At 68.4% G+C, this 16237-nt stretch carries 16 protein-coding genes; 10 read left to right on the top strand and 6 right to left on the bottom strand.

Annotation, left to right across the window (positions count from 1 at the left end):
- From rpoZ to IEQ11_RS04500, 3 genes are all read right to left on the bottom strand, one after another.
- Window positions 1-300, bottom strand: a complete 300-nt coding sequence (rpoZ, locus tag IEQ11_RS04510) for a DNA-directed RNA polymerase subunit omega (protein WP_036108756.1) — start codon at window positions 298-300, stop codon at window positions 1-3.
- A 415-nt stretch (window positions 301-715) separates the two neighbouring features.
- Window positions 716-1330 carry a guanylate kinase gene (gene gmk, locus IEQ11_RS04505; protein ID WP_036108758.1) on the bottom strand — a complete coding sequence of 205 codons (615 nt, stop codon included), beginning with the start codon at window positions 1328-1330 and terminating at the stop codon, window positions 716-718.
- A gap of 107 nt (window positions 1331-1437) precedes the next feature.
- Window positions 1438-2298 (bottom strand): YicC/YloC family endoribonuclease, encoded by an 861-nt coding sequence (locus IEQ11_RS04500; protein WP_036108760.1) that lies wholly within the window; start codon window positions 2296-2298, stop codon window positions 1438-1440.
- A gap of 67 nt (window positions 2299-2365) precedes the next feature.
- Here IEQ11_RS04500 and rph point away from each other — a divergent pair, with 67 nt between their 5' ends.
- The 9 genes from rph to IEQ11_RS04455 all read left to right on the top strand — a co-directional run bounded on the left by rph (window position 2366) and on the right by IEQ11_RS04455 (window position 12082).
- On the top strand, window positions 2366-3130 hold the full coding sequence (gene rph, locus IEQ11_RS04495) for a ribonuclease PH (protein ID WP_046655534.1): 765 nt from the start codon (window positions 2366-2368) through the stop codon (window positions 3128-3130).
- Between the two features lie 960 nt (window positions 3131-4090).
- Window positions 4091-4483 (top strand): VOC family protein, encoded by a 393-nt coding sequence (locus IEQ11_RS04490; protein ID WP_036108762.1) that lies wholly within the window; start codon window positions 4091-4093, stop codon window positions 4481-4483.
- Window positions 4480-5073 (top strand): RdgB/HAM1 family non-canonical purine NTP pyrophosphatase, encoded by a 594-nt coding sequence (rdgB, locus tag IEQ11_RS04485; protein WP_036108764.1) that lies wholly within the window; start codon window positions 4480-4482, stop codon window positions 5071-5073. The genes IEQ11_RS04490 and rdgB overlap by 4 nt, the downstream gene beginning before the upstream one ends.
- Window positions 5070-5660: a hypothetical protein gene (locus tag IEQ11_RS04480; RefSeq protein WP_191821964.1), complete on the top strand. Its 591-nt coding sequence runs from the start codon at window positions 5070-5072 to the stop codon at window positions 5658-5660. The genes rdgB and IEQ11_RS04480 overlap by 4 nt, the downstream gene beginning before the upstream one ends.
- Before the next feature lie 52 nt (window positions 5661-5712).
- Window positions 5713-6876, top strand: a complete 1164-nt coding sequence (gene hemW, locus IEQ11_RS04475; protein ID WP_191821965.1) for a radical SAM family heme chaperone HemW — start codon at window positions 5713-5715, stop codon at window positions 6874-6876.
- A 222-nt stretch (window positions 6877-7098) separates the two neighbouring features.
- Window positions 7099-9516: a DUF1631 family protein gene (locus tag IEQ11_RS04470; protein WP_191821966.1), complete on the top strand. Its 2418-nt coding sequence runs from the start codon at window positions 7099-7101 to the stop codon at window positions 9514-9516.
- Complete coding sequence (locus tag IEQ11_RS04465; protein ID WP_036108773.1) at window positions 9513-9863, top strand: PilZ domain-containing protein; 351 nt, start codon at window positions 9513-9515, stop codon at window positions 9861-9863. Before IEQ11_RS04470 ends, IEQ11_RS04465 begins: the two co-directional genes overlap by 4 nt.
- 532 nt (window positions 9864-10395) lie before the next feature.
- Window positions 10396-11754: a Xaa-Pro dipeptidase gene (gene pepQ, locus IEQ11_RS04460; RefSeq protein ID WP_191821967.1), complete on the top strand. Its 1359-nt coding sequence runs from the start codon at window positions 10396-10398 to the stop codon at window positions 11752-11754.
- Window positions 11755-11761: 7 nt separating this feature from the next.
- Window positions 11762-12082: a low molecular weight protein tyrosine phosphatase family protein gene (locus IEQ11_RS04455; protein WP_191821968.1), complete on the top strand. Its 321-nt coding sequence runs from the start codon at window positions 11762-11764 to the stop codon at window positions 12080-12082.
- Between the two features lie 25 nt (window positions 12083-12107).
- Here IEQ11_RS04455 and IEQ11_RS04450 read toward each other — a convergent pair whose 3' ends face one another.
- A complete protein-coding gene (locus IEQ11_RS04450; RefSeq protein WP_046655518.1) occupies window positions 12108-12704 on the bottom strand; it encodes a short chain dehydrogenase in 597 nt (198 codons plus the stop codon).
- 101 nt (window positions 12705-12805) lie between these two features.
- Between IEQ11_RS04450 and IEQ11_RS04445 the strand changes: the two genes are divergently transcribed.
- Window positions 12806-13717 carry a LysR family transcriptional regulator gene (locus IEQ11_RS04445; protein ID WP_191821969.1) on the top strand — a complete coding sequence of 304 codons (912 nt, stop codon included), beginning with the start codon at window positions 12806-12808 and terminating at the stop codon, window positions 13715-13717.
- A 564-nt stretch (window positions 13718-14281) separates the two neighbouring features.
- Here the strand turns inward: IEQ11_RS04445 and IEQ11_RS04440 are convergent.
- Both IEQ11_RS04440 and IEQ11_RS04435 read right to left on the bottom strand, forming a co-directional pair.
- On the bottom strand, window positions 14282-15616 hold the full coding sequence (locus tag IEQ11_RS04440; RefSeq protein ID WP_057920777.1) for an aminopeptidase P N-terminal domain-containing protein: 1335 nt from the start codon (window positions 15614-15616) through the stop codon (window positions 14282-14284).
- Window position 15617: 1 nt separating this feature from the next.
- Window positions 15618-16172, bottom strand: coding sequence for a UPF0149 family protein (locus IEQ11_RS04435; protein WP_036108782.1), 555 nt, complete (start codon window positions 16170-16172; stop codon window positions 15618-15620).
- Window positions 16173-16237 lie beyond the last annotated feature (65 nt).

Here is a 16237-nt window from a genome sequence, read left to right as displayed (position 1 = left end):
TCAGTCGTCGCCCTTGGACAGGTCGTCGTCGGCGACCACTTCGGCCGCGGCCCATTCCAGGGCTTCGCGTTCCTTGCGCTCGCGCTCGGCCTTTTCGACCGCGTCGATGTATTCCGGGTTGACCTGACGCGCGGCGATTTCGCGCAGCGCCAGCACGGTCGGCTTGTCGTTGGCTTCGCTGTTGTCCAGCTGCGGCTCGACGCCGTTGGCCAGCTGGCGGGCGCGCTTGGCGGCCAGCATGACGAGTTCGAAGCGGTTATCGACCACTTCCAGGCAATCTTCGACGGTGATGCGGGCCATGGGGCTCCTGCGGCCGGTGCGGCCGTCTTTGTAATGCGGATGGGGACCGGGAAGTTTAGTCGCTGTCCCTGGCTGGAGCAAGGTTTGGGTGGGCTTGGCCTTGTGAATCAATCAGATAAGGCCGAGACGGACGCCGAGAGGGCGGTTTGAGCGGCGATTGGGGAGCGAATCGGCCCCGGATAGGCGTGATCGACCGATTGGCGCGGTCGCGGCTCGCGCCGCTCCTACAGGGCGACTTCGGGATGCGCGGCGATCGGGTGTCGGGGCTGGAAGCCCCTCTCACAAAAGATTGCGCGGGTACGCCGGTACGGGGACCCGACCGACGGCCGGATAGGCTTTTCCCGATTCCCGATTCCCGATTCCCGATTCCCGCCTTCCCAATCCCGAATCCCCAATCCCCAATCCCGGCCGTCAATCAATCCGCCAGCAGCGCCGTGATCAGGCGCGAATGCCGCGCGACCTGCGGTTCGCGGCGCAGCCGGCTGGCCAGGAAGATCGCGCACATCTCGTCCACGGCGGTGTCGAAGATCTCGTTGACGATGACGTAGTCGAACTCGCCGTAGTGCGACATCTCCTCGCGCGCGGCGGCCAGGCGCTGGCCGATCACCTGCTCGCTGTCCTGCCCGCGCGAGCGCATGCGCGACTCCAGCGCGTCGCGCGACGGCGGCAGGATGAACACGCTGACCGCGTCGGGCACCTTGGCGCGCACCTGACGCGCGCCCTGCCAATCGATTTCCAGCAGCACGTCCTTGCCGGCCGACAGGAACGGCTCGACCGACTGCCGCGCCGAGCCCTTCCAGTCGCCGTGGACGCGCGCGTATTCGAAGAAATCGCCGGCCTCGACCATCGCCTCGAATTCCTGCGCGCTGACGAAGTGGTAGTGCTCGGCGTGACGCTCGCCCGGACGCGGCTGGCGCGAGGTGAACGAGATCGACAGGCGGATGTTCGGATCGCGCGCGAGCACCGCGTTGACGATGCTGGATTTTCCGGCCCCGGAGGGGGCGGCGACGATGTAGAGAGTTCCGCGCATAAGTCTCGGGAATGGGGAATGGGGAATGGAGAATCGGAAGTGCGGAGCGCGGGATCTGGCGACGTTGTCGCTCTTGCTATTCCCTATTCCCCACTCCCGATTCCCGGCTACTCGATATTCTGAATCTGCTCGCGCACCTGATCGATCAGCACCTTGAGCTCCACCGCCGCCGCCGAGCTGCGCGCGTCGACCGACTTGGATCCCAGGGTGTTGGCTTCGCGGTTGAATTCCTGCAGCAGGAAGTCCAGGCGGCGGCCGACCGCTTCGCGCAGCTTGAGCACGCGCCGCGCTTCGGACACGTGCGAATCGAGCCGGTCGAGTTCTTCGTCGACATCGAGTTTCTGCAGCCACATCACCAGTTCCTGTTCGAGCCGGCCGTTGTCGGCCGGCTGGGCCAGGTCGGCCAGGCGCGCTTCGAGCTTGGCGCGCTGGCCGGTGCGGATCGCCGGCATCATCGCGCGCACGTCGGCGGCGATCCGGGCGATGCCGTCGATGCGTTCGCCGATCACCGTGGCCAGCTTGCCGCCTTCGCGTTCGCGCGAGGCGACGAATTCGTCCAGCACGCTGTCGAGCAGGCTCAGCGCTTCGGCTTGCAACGCCGCCGGGTCGGTGCTCGGCGCCTGCAGCACGCCGGGGAACTGCAACAGATCGGTGAAGTCGGTGCGCAGCGCCGGGAAGCGCGCCGACAGGTCGATCGCCAGATCGCTCAGTTCGCGCAGCCGGGTCGGATTGAGTTGCAGCGCATCGCCGCCTTCGGGCGCGCGCAGGCGCAGGCTCAGGTCGATCTTGCCGCGGCTGATCCGCGAACCCACGCGCTCGCGCAGCGCCGGTTCCAGCACGCGCAGCTCGTCGGCCAGGCGCACGCCGAGTTCGAGGAAGCGGTGGTTGACCGAGCGCAGCTCGCAACCGAGCGTGCCCCAGGGTGTCACGCGTTCGCCGCTGGCGAAGGCGGTCATGCTGCGAATCATTCGGAAATCCCGAGCCTACAGGGAGCGAATGGTAAACTCGCCGGCCCTCAAACGGTAAATCCGCCTCATGACCGGTCCCAACGCCGCTCCCGCCCAGGCTCCGGCCGGCCCGCTCGTCCGCCCCAGCGGCCGCACCGCGGAGCAGATGCGCGAGGTCCGGATCGAGCGCGGCTACACCGCTCACGCCGAAGGCTCGGTGCTGGTCAGCTTCGGCCAGACCCGGGTGCTGTGCACCGCCAGCGTCGACAACAAGGTGCCCGGTTTCCTGCGCGGCAAGGGCGAAGGCTGGGTCACCGCCGAGTACGGCATGCTGCCGCGCGCCACCCACACCCGCAGCGACCGCGAGGCCGCGCGCGGCAAGCAGGGCGGCCGGACCCTGGAAATCCAGCGCCTGATCGGCCGCGCTCTGCGCGCCTGCGTCGACCGCAAGGCGCTGGGCGAGCGCACCATCACCCTGGACTGCGACGTGCTGCAGGCCGACGGCGGCACCCGCACCGCGGCGATCACCGGCGCCTACGTGGCCCTGGTCGACGCGATCCGCTGGCTGCAGGCGCGGCGCGAGATCACCCGCGACCCGATCTTCGGCGCGGTCGCGGCGGTCTCGGTCGGCGTGTACCGCGGCGTGCCGGTGCTGGATCTCGACTATGCCGAGGACAGCGACTGCGATACCGACATGAATGTCGTGATGAACGATGGCGGCGGTTTCATCGAGCTGCAGGGCACGGCCGAGGGCCATGCGTTCCGGCGCTCGGAACTCGATGGCTTGCTGGCGCTGGCCGAAGCCGGCATCGCCGAGTTGGTGCTCAAGCAGCGCGAGGCGTTGGCGGGTTGAGTTTTCGCCGGCAAGGCGCGGGACAGATGATTCGGTGGTCGCGTCTTCTCCTGCCGTCATTTCCGCGTTCGCGGGAGTGGCGAGCAAAGCATCAAGCAAAAGCGTTCGGAATTGGTCCGGCGGCCACGCCCTCTCCTATCGTCATTCCCGCGAAAGCGGGAATCCAGCGACTTGGGCGGACTGACAAAAACGACGTCGCTCGCATGACCCGCGCTGAAGTCACTGGATTCCCGCGTTCGCGGGAATGACGAGCAAGAGCATCAAGCAAAAGCATTCGGAATTTGTCCGGCGACCGCGCCCTCTCCTGCCGTCATTCCCGCGAAGGCGGGAATCCAGCGACTTGGGCGGACTGGCAAAAACGACGTCGCTCGCATGACCCGCGCTGAAGGCGCTGGATTCCCGCGTTCGCGGGAATGACGAGCAAAAGCATCAGGCAAAAGCGTTCGAAATTCGTCCAGCGGCCGCGCCCTCCCTTACCGTCATTCCCGCGAAAGCGGGAATCCAGTGACTTGAACGTAGGCCTGGGAAGCGACGTGGCAGCCGTTGCCTCGTCAAAGTCACTGGATTCCCGCGTTCGCGGGAATGACGGGCAAAAGCATTCGAATTTATCCAGCGACCGCGCACTCTCCTACCTTCATTCCCGCCTTTGCGGGAACGACGAGCAAGTACGCGCAGTGACGATCGCCCGAACCACGCCGACCATCGCGCTAAGCGCGGGATCTTTTGCCCGCCCCTGGGCAACAAGCCTTTAGACGTGACCCGACACTGCACGTCCGCGATACCGCCCCACACACAGCGCGTGAACACATCCGCGCACCACGTCTCAAATTTCGCCACACGCGCTGAACTTCGCCGCGCATTCGCGATCATTGTCGCCAGCCGCCGACAGGCCGTCGCCGCGGCTGATTTCGCCAGACGAGTTCGCCGTGCGATCGCGTCCGGCCCCGCACGAGGACACGCATGAACCGCAGCATCGGCAGCATCACCCTGGTCGTCGCCGATTACGACGAGGCCATCGATTACTACACCAAATCCCTGGGTTTCAGCTTGCTCGAGGACATCGATCAGGGCGGCGGCAAGCGCTGGGTGCGGGTCGCGCCGGCGCGCGGCGCGCAGACCGCGCTGCTGCTCGCGCAGGCCGCGAACGACGGACAACGCGCGCGCGTCGGCGACCAGACCGGCGGCCGGGTCGGCTTTTTCCTGCACACCGACGACTTCCACCGCGACCACGCGGCGATGCTCGAACGCGGGGTGCGCTTCCTGGAATCTCCACGCGTCGAGACCTACGGCACGGTCGCCGTTTTTGAAGACCTGTACGGTAATCGCTGGGATTTGCTGGAACTGAAGGCATGAGATTAGTGCTGGCCAGCAGCAACGCCGGGAAGCTGGTGGAGCTGCGCGACCTGCTGCGCGACACCGGCATCGACCTGGTGGCGCAAACCGACTTGGGGGTCGAGGACGTAGAGGAAACCGGCAGCACGTTCGTCGAGAACGCGTTGCTGAAGGCGCGTCATGCCTGTCAGGTCACCGGCCTGCCGGCCTTGGCCGACGACTCGGGCATCTGCGTCGACGCGCTCGGCGGCGCGCCCGGTCTGTACTCGGCGCGCTATCACCGCCACGGCGACGCCCAGGGCAATATCGACAAACTGCTGGCCGCGCTCAAGGACGTCCCGGACGAACAGCGCGGCGCGCATTTCTATGCGGTGATCGTGCTGCTGCGCCATGCCGGCGATCCGCGTCCGATCATCGCCGAAGGCGTGTGGCACGGCCGCATCGCCCGACAACGCCAGGGCGAGCGCGGCTTCGGCTATCAGCCGGTGTTCTTCGACACCCAGTACAACGTGTCGGCCGGCGAGATCGACGACGCGATCAAGAACAAGGTCAGCCATCGCGCCCGCGCGCTGGCGATCCTGCGCGAGCGCCTCGCGGAGCTGAGCCCATGAACCGGATGCTGCGCGCCGATGCCCCGCAGCGCCGCGCCTTCCGCACCGGCGGCCACACCGTGCTGTCGGTGGCGGTGCTGTATCTGCTGGCGATGCCGATCGCGATCTGGATCCGCCAGGACGGCCTGCGCGCCGGCGCGCCCAGCTTCGGCAGCGAGATCGAACTGGCGCTGTGGCTGCTGGCCGGCCTGGTCGGGCTGGTCGCGCTGGCCGCGGTCCAGCGGGTCAGCCTGGACGCCGCGCTCGGCGGCCCGGCGGTCGGCGGCGCCATCCGCTGCGCCAACATCACCAGCGGCCACCGCAGCCGGGTGTTCGAACCGCGCGAAGTGGTCGCCATGTCGCTGCACCGGGCCAAGGACGGGCGCATGCGCCTGACCTCGACCCTGGAACTGCGCCTGGCCCCGGCCCCGCACCGCGCCTGGGACACGGTGACCGTGTTCGACGGCGAAATGTCCGGCGACGGCCACGCCGAGCCGCTGGCGACGATCATGCATCTGGTCGTCCAGGCCCGCCCGGACGTGCAGCTGGACGCCAATCTGCGCGCCCTGCTGGCGACGCGCCGCTACGCCGCGACGCCCGACCGGTAAGCTATCGGTTCCCCTTCGACCGATACCGGGCCCTGGCGCCCGGCCCACGCTGTTGACTCCTGCCCTGACCACCCCGCCGCTGTCGCTGTACGTCCACCTGCCCTGGTGCGTGCGCAAATGCCCGTATTGCGACTTCAACTCGCACGAGGGCCGCGGCGCGCTGCCGTTCGACGCCTACGTCGACGCCCTGATCGCCGACCTGGAACACGACCTGCCGCTGGTCTGGGGCCGCACCGTGCACAGCGTGTTCTTCGGCGGCGGCACCCCGAGCCTGTTTCCGCCGGAATTCATCGACCGCTTCCTGCAGGCCGCCAGCGCGCGGCTGCGCTTCGCGCCCGGGGCCGAGATCACCCTGGAAACCAACCCGGGCACCGCCGAGCACGGCCGCTTCGAGCTGTACCAGGCCGCCGGGGTGAACCGGCTGAGCTTCGGCATCCAGAGCTTCGACGACGGCTGCCTCAAGCGCCTGGGCCGCATCCATGACAGCGGTGAAGCCGAGGCGGCGGTGAAGCTGGCCCAGGACGCCGGCTTCGACAATCTCAATCTCGATCTGATGTACGCCCTGCCCGGCCAGACCCTGGCCATGGCCGAACACGACCTGCGGCGCGCGTTCGCGCTGGAGCCGGCGCACATCTCGCATTACCAGCTGACCTTGGAACCCAACACCGTGTTCGCCGCGCGCCCGCCGCAGGGCATTCCCGACGAGGACGGCGCCTGGGACATCCAGGAACGCTGCCAGGCGCTGCTGGCCGAACACGGCTACGGCCAGTACGAGGTCAGCGCCTACGCGCGCGAAGGCCGGCGTTGCCAGCACAACCTCAATTACTGGCGCTATGGCGATTACCTGGGGATCGGCGCCGGCGCCCACGGCAAGATCACCCTGGGCGCCGAGCAGGACATCCTGCGGCGCTGGAAGCTCAAGCACCCGACCCAATACCTGGCCGCGGCCGGCAGCGCCGCGGCGATCGGCGGCGACGACCGGATCGCGCCGGCGCGGCGGCCGTTCGAATACATGCTCAATGTGCTGCGGCTGGTCGAGGGGTTTTCGCTGAGCTCGTTCGAGTCGTGCACCGGGCTGGAGCGCGCGGCGATCGAGCCGCAGCTGCAGGCCGGTTATGCCGCCGGCTGGCTGCAACGCGACGGCGACCGGGTCCAGCCGACCGAGCTGGGCCGACGCTTCACCAACGATGTGGTCGCGCTGTTCCTGCCCGAATGATCGGCGCGCGGTAACGGCCGGCGCACTCGCTAGGCCCCGGCGCCAACTCACAAAGCCACCACCGCAACCGCGACACACTCGACCCTGGCCGCTACGCAGTAGGCACCGCGTTTGTGCCAATGGTCGCCTCCTGTCGGCTGCTCGCTACGCCCGGACCGGTTCGGGCTGGCTTGTGGCCCGGGAGGCGTGGTTATATCTCGCGGTCGTCAGTACCCAAAGCCCATGTCCGCCACGTTCGACCCTCTGGACGCCTCGCCGCGGGCCACCTTGGCCACCGCCGCCTTGCCTCGCCGCGTGCGCCGGCTGCTCGAGCAGTTGTATGCGCTGGTCAGCGACGAAATCGCGCCGCTGCTCGAACGCATGCTCGCCGAGTACGAGCAGCAGTTGTTCCGCCAGGCCGATCAGGCCCGCAATCCCAGTCTGCAGTCGGGGTATCTGGAGACCCTGCGGCTGGTGCGGTTGCGGCGGGCGGATTTGATTCCTCGGTATTTGTTGGGGTTGGAGACGGCGCTGACTCGGTTGAGGGACACGGCGGCCACTCCATCGCGTCCGGTCAACAACGCAGCGCCTCATTTTCGGGAACTTCGGTTGGTCGAAGACAGCGAAGTCGACGAAAACACCGTGCTGCGCGCGGTGGCCAGCCGCCACGAGTCGCGCGCCGGACTCGGCCTGTTGCTGCTCGGCCAGCGCTTCGGCGTGCTCGCCGGTGCGCCCGCGTTCGACAGCGAGCGCCTGCCGGTCGGCCCGCAACGGCTGATCCGTAGCTTCGCCGAAGCCTGTCAGCCGCTGCAGATCAGCCTGGAATCGCGGCTGGATCTGTACCGGGTGTTCGACCAGCAGGTGATGCTGGGCTACGCGGCGATGGTCGAGTCGATGAACGCCCTGCTGGCGCGCGAGAACGTGCTGCCGAGTCTGTCGTTCGTGCCGCTGCGGACTCGTCCGAGCGCGCAGAACCCGGCCGCCGACGGCCTGGCCGCGCTCGCGGCCGAACCGGTGCGTCGTGCGTCCGCGAGCGATCCCGCGGGCGATCGCCCCAACGACCCGGCGCGCGCCGCCGGCACCGGACTCAACCCCGGCCCACGCACCGGCGCGAGCGCCGCACCCGTCCAGGAACCGGCCGCCAAACCCGCGCGCGCAAACGATCCGCCGCGTCCGCACACCGCCTGGCCGGGCCAGCCCGCCACCGCCGCGTCCGCCGACGCGGTCGACTTCGCGACCCTGCAGCAATGGCTCGGCGAACGCCGCGAACTGGTCGACAAGCTGCGCCCGCGCGCGCAGCCGTCGGCGCCGGCCGCCGCGCTGAACACCGCCGATCTGCTCGATGCGCTCAATCAGCTCAAGGACGAACTGCCGCGCGGCCCGCAGCCGCTGCGCAAGGTCGCCGACCTGCGCCAGTCGCTGCTGGCGGCGCATGAGCGCAACGACGGCAGCGCCGGCACGGACACCGAACGCCCGATCGCGCTGTCGCGCGACGACGGCGACGTGTTCGACCTGCTCGACCTGCTCTACGGCGAGATCGAACAACGCCTGCGCGGCGACGCGATGATCTCGACCCTGCTCAACCGCCTGCAGGCGCCGTTGCTGCATGCGGCGCTGCAGGACCGTTCGCTGCTCGAACACAGCGGACATCCGGCGCGGCAGTTGCTCAACACCGTCGCCGAGGCCGGCGCGCGCTGGACCCCGACCGAGGAAGTCGACCCGCAACTGCACGAGCCGCTGCGGCAGGCGGTCGACCACGTGATCGAGCATTACAAGGTCGCGCCGGGCGCCTTCGACACCGCCAACCAGCGCCTGCAGGAGCATCTGCAGAGCATGGCGCGCAAGGCCGAAGTCAGCGAACGCCGCCACGTCGAAGCCGCGCGCGGCAAGGAAAAACTCGAACTGGCCAAGCGCCGCGCCAATCAGGCGATCGACGCCAGCACCGCCGACCAGCGCCTGCCGCGCTTCGTCCAGACCCTGCTCAGCCAGGCCTGGGCCGACGTACTCACCCTGACCCTGCTGCGCCACGGCGAGGACTCCGACGCCTGGCGACGCCAGCTCGCGATCACCGAACAGATCGTCGCCGCCAACCTGACCGGCGTGGGCGCGACCGCGCCGTGCGGGCTCGACGCCGATATCGAACATGCCCTGACCCTGGTCGGTTATCACGCCGACGATGCCGGCGCGATCTCGCGCCAGCTCACCATCGGCCCGGCGCTGACCGACGAAGCCGCCTCGCGCACCGAACTGGCGGTGAAGCTGCGTTCGCGCGTGCGCCTGGGCGAGGAAGGCCACGCGCCGGCGCCGCGCGCGTCGCTGTCGCCGCGCGACGAGCGCGAACAGGCCTGCTGGGAACAGATCCGCGCGCTGCCGTTCGGCACCTGGTTCGAATTCGTGCAGAACCAGCAGGGCGACGCGGTGCGCCGGCGCCTGTCGTGGTTCAGCCCGATCACCGACAACGCCTTGTTCGTCAACCAGCGCGGCCAGCGCGTGGGCGAGCAATCGCTGGACAGCCTGGCGCGGATGCTGGCGCGCGGGCAGGTGCGGATCGTGGCCGAGGAACGCAGCCGGCTGGTCGATCGCGCCTGGCACGCGGCGCTGGACGTGCTGCGCGGCTTCGGCGGCAGTCGCGCGCCGGCCACCGACGGGGCCGGCGCATGAACGAGGAATACCGCCGCACCCGCCGTCGCCGCATCGTCGAGACGGTGCAGGTGGTCGACACCATGACCGAGGCCGTGATCGGCCATCTGGGCAATCTGTCCGAGACCGGGATGATGCTGATCGCCAGCGCGCCGCTGGTCGACGACGCGCTGTATCAACTGCGCTTCAACCTGCGCGACGCGCCGCAGCACGCCTCGCCGATCGAAGTCGGCGCGCACCTGCTGTGGCAGGACCGCGCCAGCGTCCCGGGCCAGACCTGGACCGGTTTTCGCTTCATCGCCATGCCGGAGGACGGCATGCAGCATTTGCGCCAGTGGCTGGATTCGCCCGGGGCGAGTTACGAGTAACGCAGCGCCCTTCTCCCGCAAGCGGGAGCTTGTGCTTATCCCTTCTCCCGCAAGCGGGAGAAGGTGCCCGAAGGGCGGATGAGGGCGCGCGCGAATCGCAGCGCGACGCAGTCGGCCAGCAGCCCTCACCCCAACCCCTCTCCCGCTTTGCGGGAGAGGGGTTTAGCGCACGCGGCAAATCCAGCCCGACGCGCAATCCGGCAAAATAGCCGCGTTTCCCCAGCCGAAGCCCCGCAATGACCGCCCCCGCCCGCACCGCCGAGTGGCTGGATTCGCCCGGGGCGAGTTACGAGTAACGCAGCGCCCTTCTCCCGCAAGCGGGAGCTTGTGCTTATCCCTTCTCCCGCAAGCGGGAGAAGGTGCCCGAAGGGCGGATGAGGGCGCGCGCGAATCGCAGCGCGACGCAGTCGGCCAGCGGCCCTCACCCCAACCCCTCTCCCGCTTTGCGGGAGAGGGGCTTAGCGCATGCGGCAAATCCAGCCCGACGCGCAATCCGGCAAAATAGCCGCGTTTCCCCAGCCGAAGCCCCGCAATGACCGCCCCCGCCCGCACCGCCGATCCGTCCGCGTCCCGCTCCATCGCCGAGCTGTACGCGCAACACTTCGCCGAACTGCAACGCCGCACCGAGCAGGCGCTGGCGCGCGGCGGCTTCGATCATCTGGTCGTCCCCAGCGGCACCCTGCATTACCAGGTGTTCGACGACCGCGACTACCCGTACGCGGCGAACCCGCAGTTCAAGGCCTGGGTGCCGCTGACCCGCAACCCGGGCAGCTGGCTGGTCGCCACGCCCGGGCAGACACCCAAGCTGATCTACCTGCAGCCGTTCGACTACTGGCATGTCGTGCCGCAGGCGCCCAGCGGCTGGTGGGTCGAGCATTTCGACGTGATCGTGATCCGCACCGCCGAGGAAGCGCTCGCCCATCTGCCCAAGGACCCGGCGCGCTGCGCCATCCTCGGCGAGCCGCTGAGCAAACTCGGCGAGTTCGCGCCGAACAACCCGCAGCCGGTGATCGACTATCTCGAATACCACCGCGCCTTCAAGACGCCCTACGAAGTGGCGATGATGCGCGAGGCGACCCGCAAGGGCGTGCGCGCGCACCGCGCCGCCGAGGCCGCGTTCCGCGCCGGCCGCAGCGAGTTCGACATCCACCTGGCCTACTGCGCCGCCGCGCGCCAGGACAGCAACGAATTGCCGTACAACAACATCGTCGCCCTCAACCAGAACGGCGCGGTGCTGCACTACATGGAACTCGACCGCGAGCCGCCGGCGCAGTCGCGCAGCTTCCTGATCGATGCCGGCGCCAGCCATCACGGCTATGCCTGCGACATCACCCGCAGCTACGCCAGCGACGCCGGCAGCGAGTTCCAGGCGCTGATCGACGCGGTCGATGCGGCGCAACGGGTCATGTGCGATCAGGTCCGCGCCGGCACCGACTACAAGCGCATCCACCTCGACGCGCATCTGGCGCTGGCCGGCATCCTCAAGGATTTCGGCGTGCTCAGGATCAGCGCGGAAGCGGCGGTGGAAACCGGCGTGAGCGGCGTGTTCTTCCCGCACGGCATCGGCCACGGCATCGGCCTGCAGGTGCACGAAGTGGCCGGTTTCGCCGCGTCCGATCGCGGCGGCCGCATCGACAAGCCCGCCGGTCATCCGTATCTGCGTCTGACCCGGGTGCTGGAACCCGGCATGGCGGTGACGATCGAGCCGGGTTTGTACTTTGTCGACCTGCTGCTCGACGGTTTGCGCAAGGGCGAACACGCCGACAGCGTCGACTGGAACCGCATCGAGCAGTTCCGTCCGTTCGGCGGCATCCGCATCGAGGACGACGTGGTCTGCACCGACGCCGCGCCGCTCAACCTCACCCGCGACGAATTCGCCGCGAGCGCCTGAGCCGCGCATGCAGCGCATCTTGTTCGTCTGCAGTCAGAACAAGCTGCGCAGCCCGACCGCCGAGCAGGTGTTCGGCGGCCGCGACGATCTGGAAGTGGCCTCGGCCGGACTCAATCACGACGCCGAGCAACCGCTCGGCGCCGAGTTGATCGAATGGGCGCAGTTGATCTTCGTGATGGAAAAAGCCCAGCGCAGCAAGCTGCAACACAAGTTCCAGCCGCAGCTACGCGGCAAGCGCGTGGTCTGCCTGGATATTCCCGACAACTACGACTACATGGCGCCTGCGTTGGTGGCATTGCTGCAGGCGCGGGTGCCGCGGCATCTGTAATCGGCGCACGGCACGCCGCACACAATCACCAGACCTTGAACACCCGTCCGCTCTGGATGCCTTCGACGCTGCGCTGATACGCCAGCGCCGCGCGCGCGGCGGTGACCGGTTCGAAACCCGGGAAGAACGGGCCGTAGTCCGCCCACGATTCGCTCAGCACGTTCGGGCTGACCGCATTGATGCGCAGCCCGCGCTTGAGTTCGAACGCGGCGCCCTGCACAAAGCCCTCGATCGCGCGATTGACCGCGCTGGCGTTGGCGCCGGCGCGGATCGGCTCTTCCGAGACGATGCCGGTGGTCAGGGTGATCGAACCGCCGTCGTTGAGATGATGCTGGCCGAGCAGCGCCAGCCGCACCTGCCCCAGCAACTTGTCGTTGAGGCCGATCGCGAAGTCCGACGGCTTCATCGATTCCAGCGGGCCGAAATGCAGCACGCCGGCCGCCGACACGATCGCATCGAGCTTGCCGGTGCGCGCGAACAAGGCTTCGACGCTGGCGTCGTCGGTGATGTCGACCGGGTAGTCGGCGCTGCTGCGGCCGGCGGCGAGGATCTCGTGATGTTTGAGGGTATCGGCGATGGCGCGGCCGAGGGTGCCGCTGGCGCCGACGAGCAGGATCTTCATGACGGGGATTCCGGGTGGGGAGACAGGACGCCAGTCTGCGCGCCGGGACGTCGACGGTGAATGCGCTAGGATTTCGCGCTCCCCTAACTGGCGGTTAGCCCATGGACAAGCTGCGCAGCATGGCCGTGTTCGTGGCGGTGGCCGAGACCGGCAGTTTCGCCGCCGCGGCCCAGGCCGAAAATCTGTCGGCAGTGATGGTCGGCAAGCACATCAAGCAACTGGAAGAGCACCTGGGCGCGCGCCTGCTCCAGCGCGACACGCGCAAGCAGCATCTGACCGAAGTCGGCGCGGCGTTTGTCGAGGATTGCCGGCGGATCCTTGAGCAGGTCCGCCACGCCGAATCGGTCGCCGAGCGCATGCGCGACGACGACCGGCCGCGCGGGCGGTTGCGGGTGACCGCGCCGTTCACCCTGGGCGGCGGCGCGGTGGCCGACGTGGTGGCCGAATTCCTGCAGCGCCATGCCGAGGTTTCGGTCGATCTGGTGCTCTCCGACCGCATGTCCGATGTGATCGCCGAAGCCTTCGATGCGGCGATCCGGATCGGCCCGCTCGCCGATTCCGATCACCTGGTGGCGCGGCCGCTGCGGCCCTACCGCATGATCGTCGCCGCCTCGCCCGAGTACCTGCGCACGCGCGGCACCCCGACCGATCCGCGCGAACTGGTCGATCACAGCTGCCTGAGTCATCTGCTGTGGAATCGCGACGCCGGCTGGCGCTTCGATCGGCTTTCGGCCGAGCCGCTGCGCGTGAGCGGACGCTTCGCCTCCAATCATGGCGAAGCCTTGCGGCGCGCGGCGCTGGCCGGTTGCGGCATCGTGCTGCAACCCGAAGTGCTGCTGGCGCAGGACATCGCCGCGGGCCGTCTGGTCGCGTTGTTCGAAAACGAATTGCCGCCGCCGCGGCCGGTGCATCTGCTGTATCCGCGCGATCGGCAGCCGTTGCCCAAGCTGCGTCGGTTTGTGGAGCTGGTGTTGGAGCGGATGGGGCCGGGGGGTGTGGGGCCGGAGCGTTGAGTGGGCGGTTGGCGCGAGCGGCGATGAGTTTCGTGCTGCACTGGGGTTTCTATTGACGTTTCTACTGAGCACTTTCGTGCATTCACGACTCTGCGCCTTCACGACGTTGCGGCTTTAGCGCAAGACGTCAGCCGAGCATCCCCAACAATCACGCCCCCACAACGAAGGGTCCCCCCTTTGTAAAAGGGGGCCAGGGGGGATTTGCTTTTGCTTTTGCTTTTTGCTTTTGAACGACAACAGCGCAGAGCAACGGCAAAAGCGAATCCCCCCTGCCCCCCTTTTACAAAGGGGGGAAAAGCAAAGGCGGCTCGCTGGAAGAATTTGTGGCGGACGCATCGGCCACGAGACGAGACGAAATGGGAAGAGAAGGAACTAGACGAAGCCAGATAAAAACGAAGCCAGCCGCGTCTGATCGAAACACGTCGAATCGCGCCGAAGCGACGCCAGTCGCGCTGTGCAGCGCTCGGCCGAGCCGAAGCCCGTTAGAGCCCCGTTAGAGCCCGTTAAAGCCAGTTTTAAAGCCAGTTAAAGCGAATCAAAACGATCGCCCCAAACCACCCAAGCTCAAGCCGCCCGCCGCTGCCCCATCAACGCCTCGATCTCATCCGCGCTGCGCGCCAGCTTGTCGGTCAGCACCTCGCAGCCCTCCTTGCCGATCACCACATCGTCCTCGGTGCGAATCCCGATGCCGCGCCACTTCGGTTCGACCGTGGTGTCGTCGGCGGAGACGTACAGCCCCGGTTCGATGGTGAACACCATGCCCGGTTCGAGCAGGCGCGATTCGCCGTCGATGCGGTATTCGCCGACGTCGTGCACGTCCAGGCCGAGCCAGTGGCCGGTCTTGTGCCGGTAGAACCGCCGGTAACTGCCGTCGGCGAGGTTGCGTTCGAGCTTGCCCTTGAGCAGGCCCAGCCGCAGCAGGCCTTCGGTCAGGGTTTCCACCGCGGCCAGATGCCCGGCTTCGTACGGCAGGCCCGGCCGCGCCTGCGCCAATGCCGCGGCCTGGGCGGCGCCGACCAGATCGTGCAGCGCGCGCTGCGCCGGGCTGAACCGGCCGTTGATCGGGAAGGTGCGGGTGATGTCGGCGGCGTAGCCGCGGTATTCGGCGCCGGCGTCGATCAGGACCAGGTCGCCGTCGCGCGAGGCGGCGTTGTTGGCGCGGTAATGCAGCACGCAGGCATTGCTGCCGGCGCCGACGATGCTGCCGTAGGCGGGCTCGGCATCGAACCGGCGGAACACCGCCTCGACCTCGGCCTGCAGTTCGTACTCGCGCATGCCCGGCCGCGCCGCGCGCATCGCCGCTTCGTGGGCGAGCACGCTGATGTCGGCGGCGCGCTGCATGAAGCGTAGTTCGTCGCGGTCCTTGAACAGGCGCAGTTCGTCGAGCAGATGGCCGAGCACCAGAAACTCGTGCGGCGGCTGCGCGCCCTGGCGGACCATCTCGCGCACCCGGTTGACCCAGCCGATCAGCTTGAGGTCGAAGTCGGTGTCGCGGCCGAAGTGGTAGTAAACCCGGGTGCGGCCTTCGAGCAGGCCCGGCAGGATGTCGTCCAGATCGGTGATCGGGTACGCATCGTCCAGGCCGAACGCATCGACCGCGTTTTCCGGGCCGTAGCGCGGGCCGTCCCAGGCTTCGCGCTCGGCGTCGCGCTCGCGGCAGAACAGCAGGGTCTCGCCATGCTTGCGGCCCGGCACCAGCACCAGCACCGAGTCGGGCTCGGGGAAACCGGTCAGGTAGCTCAGGTCCGAGTCCTGGCGGAACGGGTAATGGGTGTCGCGGCTGCGGATCAGCTCGTGCGCCGAGGGCACGATCACGATCGCGTCGCCGCCGGCCATGTCCATCAGCTGCTTGCGCCGGCGCGCGTACGCCTTGGCCGGCATGGTCAGCGCGGTGTGCATGTCAGTTCAGCCGCTGCCTGTGCTGCGCCGCCATCGCCACGTCGCCGTGCAGCAGCAGGGCGACGATGCGGACGAATTCCTCGATCTCGGTGAAGGCCTCTTCGTCCTCCTCGTCGCCGTCGTCCTGCGGCGCGGCCGCGGCCAGGCGGGCGAGATCGCCGAGCGCCTCGCTGCTTTCCTCCGACAGATTAGGCGCGGCGCCCGCGGCCAGGCCGAAGCCGCCGAGGAAACCGCGGCACCAGTCGAACAGGGCGCCGCTGCGCTCGCTCAGCGAGGCATCGGCGTCGGGCAGCAGCAGGTCGAAGCCGAAGCTGCGGTCGGCCAGTTGCGCGGCGCTGGTCAGGCGCAGGCGATCCAGCGCGCCGTCGGCGGCCGGGGTCGCGGTGCCGGGATCGGCGAGCACGCGCGCCGGCCAGTCGTTGACCGACGCGCCGCCTCCGGCGAGCCAGCCGCACAGCGCGCCGTGCAATTCGGAAGGCGAAGCACCGAGCGAGAGGCTGCGGCTCTCGGCATCGACATCGGACAACAAAGGCAATTCGGTCGCGGCCACAGGCATGGGATCGAGGGGGATGGGGCAGTTTAGCAATGCGCGGCGCATCGCGGCCTGTGCGGGAAGTCCGC

The organism is Lysobacter capsici, assembly GCF_014779555.2.
In the GTDB taxonomy this organism is placed as follows: domain Bacteria; phylum Pseudomonadota; class Gammaproteobacteria; order Xanthomonadales; family Xanthomonadaceae; genus Lysobacter; species Lysobacter capsici.
This window is presented reverse-complemented; position numbering and strand designations above follow the sequence as displayed.

What these genes read in the sequence shown, in the direction of transcription:
- IEQ11_RS04435 (WP_036108782.1), bottom strand. Translation starts at nt 16,172, where the DNA reads ATGCCTGTGGCCGCGACCGAATTGCCTTTGTTGTCCGATGTCGATGCC.
- gmk (WP_036108758.1), bottom strand. Translation starts at nt 1,330, where the DNA reads ATGCGCGGAACTCTCTACATCGTCGCCGCCCCCTCCGGGGCCGGAAAA.
- IEQ11_RS04490 (WP_036108762.1), top strand. Translation starts at nt 4,091, where the DNA reads ATGAACCGCAGCATCGGCAGCATCACCCTGGTCGTCGCCGATTACGAC.
- rph (WP_046655534.1), top strand. Translation starts at nt 2,366, where the DNA reads ATGACCGGTCCCAACGCCGCTCCCGCCCAGGCTCCGGCCGGCCCGCTC.
- IEQ11_RS04480 (WP_191821964.1), top strand. Translation starts at nt 5,070, where the DNA reads ATGAACCGGATGCTGCGCGCCGATGCCCCGCAGCGCCGCGCCTTCCGC.
- IEQ11_RS04450 (WP_046655518.1), bottom strand. Translation starts at nt 12,704, where the DNA reads ATGAAGATCCTGCTCGTCGGCGCCAGCGGCACCCTCGGCCGCGCCATC.
- IEQ11_RS04455 (WP_191821968.1), top strand. Translation starts at nt 11,762, where the DNA reads ATGCAGCGCATCTTGTTCGTCTGCAGTCAGAACAAGCTGCGCAGCCCG.
- IEQ11_RS04470 (WP_191821966.1), top strand. Translation starts at nt 7,099, where the DNA reads ATGTCCGCCACGTTCGACCCTCTGGACGCCTCGCCGCGGGCCACCTTG.
- IEQ11_RS04440 (WP_057920777.1), bottom strand. Translation starts at nt 15,616, where the DNA reads ATGCACACCGCGCTGACCATGCCGGCCAAGGCGTACGCGCGCCGGCGC.
- pepQ (WP_191821967.1), top strand. Translation starts at nt 10,396, where the DNA reads ATGACCGCCCCCGCCCGCACCGCCGATCCGTCCGCGTCCCGCTCCATC.
- IEQ11_RS04445 (WP_191821969.1), top strand. Translation starts at nt 12,806, where the DNA reads ATGGACAAGCTGCGCAGCATGGCCGTGTTCGTGGCGGTGGCCGAGACC.
- rpoZ (WP_036108756.1), bottom strand. Translation starts at nt 300, where the DNA reads ATGGCCCGCATCACCGTCGAAGATTGCCTGGAAGTGGTCGATAACCGC.
- IEQ11_RS04500 (WP_036108760.1), bottom strand. Translation starts at nt 2,298, where the DNA reads ATGATTCGCAGCATGACCGCCTTCGCCAGCGGCGAACGCGTGACACCC.
- IEQ11_RS04465 (WP_036108773.1), top strand. Translation starts at nt 9,513, where the DNA reads ATGAACGAGGAATACCGCCGCACCCGCCGTCGCCGCATCGTCGAGACG.
- rdgB (WP_036108764.1), top strand. Translation starts at nt 4,480, where the DNA reads ATGAGATTAGTGCTGGCCAGCAGCAACGCCGGGAAGCTGGTGGAGCTG.